Origin of the sequence: Arthrobacter sp. 2YAF22_2, from assembly GCF_052114645.1 — a bacterium.
Taxonomy (GTDB): Bacteria; Actinomycetota; Actinomycetes; order Actinomycetales; family Micrococcaceae; genus Arthrobacter.
The window spans coordinates 1-3,306 of the sequence record NZ_JBFRFD010000428.1; the positions used below are offsets into that span (position 1 = coordinate 1).

Consider the following 3,306-nt stretch of genomic DNA (forward strand, 5'->3'; position numbering starts at 1 on the left):
GCAAGACATGCACGACCACCACGGCACCCACGGCCAAGGGCAGCAAGGTGATGTGCCAAACGAAGATCTGTCCGAGGTTGGCCACGTTGAACCACGCGCCCACTCCCACGGCGTTCAGCGCATCCTTGGCCTCGAAGGCTATCCACTGGGAATCGAAGTTGGTCTGCAGGAGGTACCCGGTGAATGCCGCCACGATGGAAACAATGAAGGAGAGCATGCCGGTGATCCAGGTCAGGACCCGGCCGCCGCGCCAGGCCGCCATCCAGAATTTGAGCCAGAGGTGCACCACCATGAACATGAAAAACAGTTCGACGCTCCACAGATGCGTGCTGTTGACGAAGCTGCCAAGGGCTGACACGTGGTACCACTGGGGCCCGTTCAGTCCCAGCACAACGCCGGAAATGATGATCCAGAGCAGCGAAGCGACGGCCCCCATGCCGAAGACATAGGCCCAGGACATGACATAGCTTGGCTGGTCCTCGGGCAGGAGCTTGTCCGGGGGCAGCTTCCCGAGCATCCACCGGCGGGCTTTGCCGGTCCAGGTGTGCGCGTCGTTGTCCTCTGCCGGCAAGCCGTGCGCTGGCTGGCTTTGCGCAGTCATTTCCGCCGCTTCCCGCCCGGAAACGGAAGAACGAGTGCCAGCACAAAGAGAACGATCATCACCAGGATCACAACCAGGTTGCCCAGTTGAATGGTAAAACCGTCCCAGCCAAAATAGGTTCCGGCGCCCACCGTGGTGGCGCCTGCGAAGAGCCAACCGGCCATGGAATCCTCGATTCTCTGTCGGATGCTGGCCCAAGCTCACCACCGCCAGATCGCCGAAACCAGAGTCTTTCGCCCCGCCCCGGCCTTGCTTCCAGGCCGTGAACTAGGCTGGAGCCGTGACCCGCCTCATTCTCGCTTCCCAGTCCCCAGCCCGCACCAAACTGCTCCGCAACGCCGGCATCGCCCACGAGGTCCTCGTCTCCGATGTGGATGAGGGTGCAGTGCAGGCCCGCTACGGCGTGACCGACCCGCATGACACAGCTCTGCTGCTGGCCCGCGCCAAGGCCGAGGCGGTTGCCTCGCTGCCGGAGGCCGACGGCGCCCTAGTGATCGGCTGCGATTCGGTCTTCGAGTTCGACGGCGAGGCCCACGGCAAGCCCTACACCGCCGAGGTTGCCAAGGAGCGGATGCTGCGGATGAGCGGCAGCATGGGCGTGCTGCACACCGGCCACTGGCTGGTGGACTGCCGCGACTCCGGTTCCGACGCGCCCGACGACGGCGCCGGCACCGGCACCGGCGACGGCGCCGGCACCGGCACCGGCGCGACGCTTGGCTCCGTCAACTCCGCGGAGGTGCACTTCATGGAGATGAGCGAGGACGAGATCGACACGTACATCGCCACCGGCGAGCCGCTCCAGTGCGCCGGCTCCTTCACGATCGACGGCTACGGCGGGGCCTTCATCCGTAAGGTCGACGGCGACCCGCACACCGTCGTCGGGCTCTCCATCTCCACCCTGCGCGGCCTCCTGGCTCAGGCCAAGGTGGGCGTCACCGAGCTCTGGACCGGCGGGGCGGCCGACCCGGCCGACGTCCGCGCCGAGTGAGCCAATGCGCACCGCCTTGTAGGAATCCCACAAAGGATCGCCTGTTTACGCGCGGAATCCGCAAGTAATATCGGCGGACCCCACAAAACCGCGCTAGGCTCCCTGAAGGAAAGAAGGAGACGCCTTGTCAGCAATTTCGGAGCAGTCCGCCCAGCCAGAGCCCGCCGCCACCACGGGCGCCAACCGCCTGAACAAGGTGCTGATCGCCAACCGCGGCGAGATTGCGGTGCGCATCATCCGTGCCGCCCGCGATGAAGGCCTCGCCTCCGTGGCCGTCTACGCGGATCCGGACCGGGACGCGCTCCACGTCAAGCTTGCCGACGAGGCGTACGCCCTGGGCGGCAACACCGCCGCCGAGTCCTACTTGGTGATGGACAAGCTGATCGAAGTGGCGCAGCGCTCCGGCGCCGACGCAATCCACCCCGGCTACGGCTTCCTCGCCGAGAACGCCGAATTTGCGGCCAGGGTAATCGCCGCCGGCATCACCTGGATCGGGCCCTCCCCCGAGGCCATCTCCGCCCTCGGCGACAAGGTCCAGGCCCGCCACATCGCCGAGAAGGTCGGCGCGCCGCAGGTCCCCGGCACCGCCGACCCGGTGGAATCAGCCGAGGAGATCCTCGAATTCGTGGACAAGTTCGGCCTGCCGATCGCCATCAAGGCGGCCTTCGGCGGCGGCGGGCGCGGCATCAAGGTGGCCCGCACCCGCGAGGAAATCCCCGAACTCTTCGAATCCGCCGTGCGCGAGGCCACCGCCGCGTTCGGCCGAGGCGAGTGCTTCATCGAACGCTTTCTGGACGCCCCGCGCCATGTCGAGACCCAGTGCCTCGCCGACGCGCACGGCAACGTCGTCGTCGTCTCCACCCGGGATTGCTCGCTGCAGCGCCGCAACCAGAAGCTCGTCGAAGAAGCGCCTGCGCCTTTCCTCACCGAGGAGCAGAACCGGCGCCTCTACGAATCCTCCAAGGCCATCCTGAAGGAGGCCGGCTACCTGGGCGCTGGCACCTGCGAGTTCCTGGTGGGCCAGGACGGCACCATCTCCTTCCTGGAGGTCAACACCCGTCTGCAGGTCGAGCACTGCGTCTCCGAGGAAGTCACCGGCATTGACCTGGTCCGGGAACAGTTCCGGCTGGCCCGCGGCGAGGAGCTCGGCTACGGCGACCCCGAGGTCCGCGGCCACTCAATCGAGTTCCGCATCACCGGCGAAGACCCGGGCCGGAACTTCATGCCCGCCCCCGGCACCATCACCGGCCTGAAGAACCCGACCGGCCCCGGCGTGCGGATTGACTCCGGCGTGGAACAAGGCGACATCATCAGCGGCAACTTCGACTCGATGCTCTCCAAGCTGATCGTCACGGGCGCCACCCGCAGCCAGGCGCTGCAACGCTCCCGCCGCGCCCTCGAGGAGATGGTGGTGGAGGGCATCCCCACCGTTATCCCGTTCGACCTCGCCGTCGTCACCAACCCCGACTTCGCCCCGGCCGAGGGCCCGTTCAAGGTCCACACCCGCTGGATCGAGACCGCCTTCGTCAACGACATCCCCGCCTGGACTCCGAACGGGACCGGCCCTGAGGCGGCCGACGCCGGCGAACGCCAGCGCGTCGTCGTCGAGGTCGGCGGCAAGCGCCTCGAAGTCGACGACGCGCTGGCGTTCGCCGGCGTCGGCCGCCTCAGGGCCGGTCCCGYTCGGAGTCCAGGCGGGGATGTCGTTGACGAAGGC

The 3,306-nt window shown here is 67.2% G+C and carries 4 protein-coding genes; 2 read left to right on the plus strand and 2 right to left on the minus strand.

Annotation, left to right across the window (positions count from 1 at the left end):
• The coding region (locus tag AB4Y86_RS15295) for a cytochrome b N-terminal domain-containing protein (RefSeq protein ID WP_441403046.1) at positions 1-601 on the minus strand (601 nt) is incomplete at its 3' end.
• Positions 598-765, minus strand: a complete 168-nt coding sequence (locus AB4Y86_RS15300; protein ID WP_441403047.1) for a hypothetical protein — start codon at positions 763-765, stop codon at positions 598-600. The genes AB4Y86_RS15295 and AB4Y86_RS15300, both read right to left, overlap by 4 nt.
• Before the next feature lie 116 nt (positions 766-881).
• Between AB4Y86_RS15300 and AB4Y86_RS15305 the strand changes: the two genes are divergently transcribed.
• Entirely contained in the window at positions 882-1,589 is a 708-nt protein-coding gene (locus AB4Y86_RS15305; protein WP_441403048.1) for a Maf family protein, read from the plus strand.
• Positions 1,590-1,722: 133 nt separating this feature from the next.
• The coding region (locus tag AB4Y86_RS15310) for an acetyl-CoA carboxylase biotin carboxylase subunit (protein ID WP_441403049.1) at positions 1,723-3,306 on the plus strand (1,584 nt) is incomplete at its 3' end.